The following is a 3,874-nucleotide window of genomic DNA, read 5'->3' on the forward strand; positions in this document are numbered from 1 at the left end:
ACCAGGATCACATCCGGGTCTTCACGCAATGCGGAGCGAAGGGCCGCACTGAAACTGCGCGTATCCCGGTGTACCTCGCGCTGACTGACCAGACTTTTCTGGTTGTCGTGAACAAATTCTATCGGGTCTTCGATAGTCAAAATATGCAACGACCTAGTCTGGTTTAAATAATTGACCATGGCCGCTAAGGTCGTTGATTTACCGGAACCCGTTGGCCCGGTCACCAAAACTAAACCACGGCTGGCACTGACAATGTCTTTAAATATTTCAGGGGCGTCCAGTTGTTCCAGTGTGGTGACTTCACTGGGGATCATACGAAACGCTGCCGCGATACCTTTTCGTTGTGTGAATACATTCGCCCGGAAACGCGCAATGCCTTCAAGCTCGAACGAAAAGTCACACTCAAATTTTTCTTCAAACTCCTGCCACTGACCTTTGCTCATCACCTCAAACAACATATCCTTTAGCTCGTCAGGCTGGTGCTCGGGTTGATTTAATGGCCGAATGTCCCCATCCACTCTAATCATAGGAACACTGCCGGAAGACAGATGTAAGTCCGAGGCATTTTGTTTCACACTAAAGGCCAGTAATTCGTTAACATTCATATATCTTATTCCTGAATCAGTGAGATGACGGTGGCAATGACAACTAAGGTATCAGAAAAGATAACAAATAATCTTGCGGAAATACGTCAGCAATTGCAGATTTTAGCCGAAGAGTCGCAACATGGGCAGTCAGTGAAACTGCTAGCCGTGAGTAAAAAACACTCTGTGGATGCAATAAAAGCCGCAATCGCCGCCGGACAAATGCATTTCGGCGAAAACTACGTTCAGGAAGCGGTTGATAAAATCACCCAGCTAAAAGAACACATACCCGACCCGGTCCAGTGGCACTTTATTGGACCAGTTCAGTCCAATAAGACAAAAGATATTGCTCAGAACTTTGACTGGGTACAAAGCGTGGAGCGGGAAAAAATAGCCCGCCGCCTGAATGAACAGCGCCCAGACAGTCTCGAGCAACTCAACATTTTACTACAGGTGAATATTGACGACGATGGCAACAAGTCGGGTCTGGCGCCAGAGCAAGTTGAAGAATTAGCTGAGTATGTGATGAGCTGCTCAAGGCTTAAATTACGCGGCTTAATGACCATACTCAAAGCAGAAACAACGGAAGAGCAACGCAAGCAAAGTTTTCAGCACATGTTTCGCCTTTATGAGCAACTGCAACAAACCTGTGGCGAGCAAATTGATACCTTATCCATGGGGATGTCGGGCGATATGCGACAAGCAGTGCTTGAGGGTGCTAACATGGTACGTATTGGAACAGCAATTTTTGGAGAACGGGAGTCCTAATGAACGACATTCGCAATATTGCCTTTATCGGCGCAGGTAACATGACACAAAGCATTGTCGGTGGTATGTGTAAAAGCGGTTACCCTGCTGACAAAGTCTGGGTCAGTAACCCCAGCGATGCCAAATTAGAGAAAATGAAGTCGGAGCTGGGCGTTAATACCAGCAATGACAATCTGGAAGTTGTGAATAATGCTGATGCTATCGTATTGTCCGTTAAGCCTCAGTTAATGGCTGAAGTTTGTGCTCACTTGCGTGAAAATGTCCACAACCTGACCGACAAACTAATTATTACCATTGCTGCGGGTATTCGTATTCCGAAATATCGCGAGTATTTGGGCGAAAACATTCGTATTATCCGCGTTATGCCTAATACGCCATCACTGGTTGGCCAGGGCATGTCTGGTTTAGTCACAGACAACTCAGTAGACGATGCCGATAAAAACTTTGTCACCGAAGCATTTAACGGTGTAGGCGAAACCCTCTGGGTTAGTGATGAAGATCAGCTCGATATTCTCGGTGCTGTTGCCGGAAGCGGACCAGCTTACTTTTTCGAGTTTATGGACAGCCTTGCAAAGGCAGCAACCGAGCTTGGCTTTGATGCAGAAAAAGCCCGCGCTATGGTCCAGCAAACCTGTTTAGGCGCCGCACAAATGGCTAAAGAAAGTGAGTTATCATTGGAAGACTTGCGCAAACAAGTCACCAGTAAAGGCGGCTCAACAGCTAAGGGTGTTGAAGCCTACCAGGACTCTGACTTACACGGCATTTCGGAAAAAGCCGTAAAAGCAGCGGTAAACCGTAATCAGGAAATGGCGAAACTCTTCTAGGAGCCACTATGAATAACGCCCTCACATTTTTAGTCGCCACCCTAATTGATCTGTATCTGATCATTGTGCTGTTGCGACTCTGGATGCAGTTAACCCAGGCAGACTTTTATAACCCGGTCAGCCAATTTGTGTATAAAGCAACACAGCCCGTTGTCGGACCGCTTCGTAGCTTCATGCCAATGATAGGTAAGCTGGATACTGCCAGTTTAATATTTGCGCTAGCGCTAGGCATGTTGAAGGTGGCAGCTTTGGTCTGGCTAAATGGCCTGGCCGTGGGTCCCCTGGTGATTGTCATTCAGGGAATACTAACAGCCATTAGCAGCCTGCTGTCCATGCTGTTCTGGGTATTGATCATCCGTGCCATACTCAGTTGGTTCTCACAGGGTTATAACCCGGTAGAAGCCATGCTGCATCAAATAACAGAGCCTCTGTTAGCACCTGTCCGTAAAGTTATTCCGCCAATTGGTGGCTTAGATTTATCGGTACTGGTTGTTATTATTGCACTGCAATTTTTACGAGTATTAATTGGCGTTTAACGCCAATGGTGGAGGCAAAGCGATGAGTAAAACAGTTTTTGTTAAGGCAGTAATAGCTATGTCCATGCTGTTCTCTGTCAGCCTTATGGCCGAGCAAAAGAAGACTCTTGGTCAATGGGATGTTCATTACAGCGCTTTTTCCTCCACCTTATTAGCTCCGGCAGTAGCAACGCAATATGACTTAACCCGAAGCGCCTCAAAAGGTGTACTTAATATTGCCGTGCTCGACAAACAAACGCAAAAAGCACAAACCCCTGGCGTTGCCGGGCAAGTTGTTAACCCTCTGGGCCAAATACAGGAACTCGAGTTTCAGCAGGTAACAGAAGGTGATGCCAGTTACTATCTGGCACAGTTTAATTACACCAACGCCGAAACCCTGCGTTTCACTATTGAAGTTGGTGACCAGCAAACACTTAAGTTTAATCAGGAATTTTGGTTAAACGACTAACTTTTTACCGGCTTAACACCAATTGACTGGATATCGCCTTTGTCACTGACTTTTCGTACGGTCAGAATAACATCACCTAAACGTATGGTGTCGCCAATAACCACTCGCCGGTGGAACTTCAATAAGAAATAGTCGGATATTGTTGTGCTCAATAAACCTTCATTGAGCTCCCCTACGGGGTAAAAGCTACCGACATCGGCCAGCGTCAAATCGCCACGTAACGTGAAGTCACCAAAGAAGTCTTTTTCTGATACTTTTAAGCCTTTACCACCTGATGCAAGAATTCGACTGACCTCGTCAATATCTTTCACCGTAGCAGCCACCAGCAAACCGTCACCCTCTTCAACCATAGGCTGGGTTTCCGGCTGCAACCATTCACCATCGCGAATTAACCCCACGAAAGTTGCAGGCGCAGTTAACTTCAGCTCTTTCCAGGTGTGATCACAGGCAGGTGAGTTCTTATCAATGCGATAAAGCCAGACCTCCAGCGCCTCTTTACTGGGCACAGATGATAGTGGCATACGTTGCTGCGGTTTTGCTTTTAACGGCACTTCCAGCCCCAGCCAGCGCGCTACCGGCGCAATACTCCAGCCCTGAATAATCAATGAAATCATTACCACAACAAAAGCAATATCGAAGTAAAGCTCCTGATTTGGTACGCCACTCAGCCATGGGAATAAAGCCAAAATAATGGGGACGGCTCCTCTTAACCCC

The 3,874-nt window shown here is 46.9% G+C and carries 6 protein-coding genes; 4 read left to right on the top strand and 2 right to left on the bottom strand.

Annotated elements, in window-relative coordinates; all coding sequences use genetic code 11:
- On the bottom strand, positions 1–605 hold a 605-nt coding region (locus B3180_RS08795), incomplete at its 3' end, for a type IV pilus twitching motility protein PilT (protein ID WP_286844075.1).
- A gap of 36 nt (positions 606–641) precedes the next feature.
- Here B3180_RS08795 and B3180_RS08800 point away from each other — a divergent pair.
- The 4 genes from B3180_RS08800 to B3180_RS08815 are packed head-to-tail and all read left to right on the top strand — an operon-like array spanning position 642 to position 3,160.
- Positions 642–1,352, top strand: coding sequence for a YggS family pyridoxal phosphate-dependent enzyme (locus tag B3180_RS08800; protein ID WP_199495111.1), 711 nt, complete (start codon positions 642–644; stop codon positions 1,350–1,352).
- Positions 1,352–2,176: a pyrroline-5-carboxylate reductase gene (gene proC / locus B3180_RS08805; RefSeq protein ID WP_199495112.1), complete on the top strand. Its 825-nt coding sequence runs from the start codon at positions 1,352–1,354 to the stop codon at positions 2,174–2,176. Before B3180_RS08800 ends, proC begins: the two co-directional genes overlap by 1 nt.
- An 8-nt stretch (positions 2,177–2,184) precedes the next feature.
- On the top strand, positions 2,185–2,712 hold the full coding sequence (locus B3180_RS08810; RefSeq protein WP_199495113.1) for a YggT family protein: 528 nt from the start codon (positions 2,185–2,187) through the stop codon (positions 2,710–2,712).
- A 22-nt stretch (positions 2,713–2,734) separates the two neighbouring features.
- Positions 2,735–3,160: a DUF4426 domain-containing protein gene (locus B3180_RS08815; RefSeq protein ID WP_199495114.1), complete on the top strand. Its 426-nt coding sequence runs from the start codon at positions 2,735–2,737 to the stop codon at positions 3,158–3,160.
- On the opposite strand, the gene B3180_RS08820 is transcribed toward B3180_RS08815, so the two are convergent.
- A partial coding sequence (locus tag B3180_RS08820) for a transporter associated domain-containing protein (RefSeq protein ID WP_286844078.1) occupies positions 3,157–3,874 on the bottom strand: 718 nt, incomplete at its 5' end. The genes B3180_RS08815 and B3180_RS08820 overlap by 4 nt on opposite strands.

It is taken from the genome of Idiomarina sp. UBA4206 (genome assembly GCF_002383015.1).
GTDB classification, from domain to species: domain Bacteria; phylum Pseudomonadota; class Gammaproteobacteria; order Enterobacterales; family Alteromonadaceae; genus Idiomarina; species Idiomarina abyssalis.

Excerpts from the sequence above, each read along its gene's own strand:
- B3180_RS08800 (WP_199495111.1), top strand. The coding sequence starts at position 642 with ATGACAACTAAGGTATCAGAAAAGATAACAAATAATCTTGCGGAAATA.
- B3180_RS08815 (WP_199495114.1), top strand. The coding sequence starts at position 2,735 with ATGAGTAAAACAGTTTTTGTTAAGGCAGTAATAGCTATGTCCATGCTG.
- B3180_RS08810 (WP_199495113.1), top strand. The coding sequence starts at position 2,185 with ATGAATAACGCCCTCACATTTTTAGTCGCCACCCTAATTGATCTGTAT.
- proC (WP_199495112.1), top strand. The coding sequence starts at position 1,352 with ATGAACGACATTCGCAATATTGCCTTTATCGGCGCAGGTAACATGACA.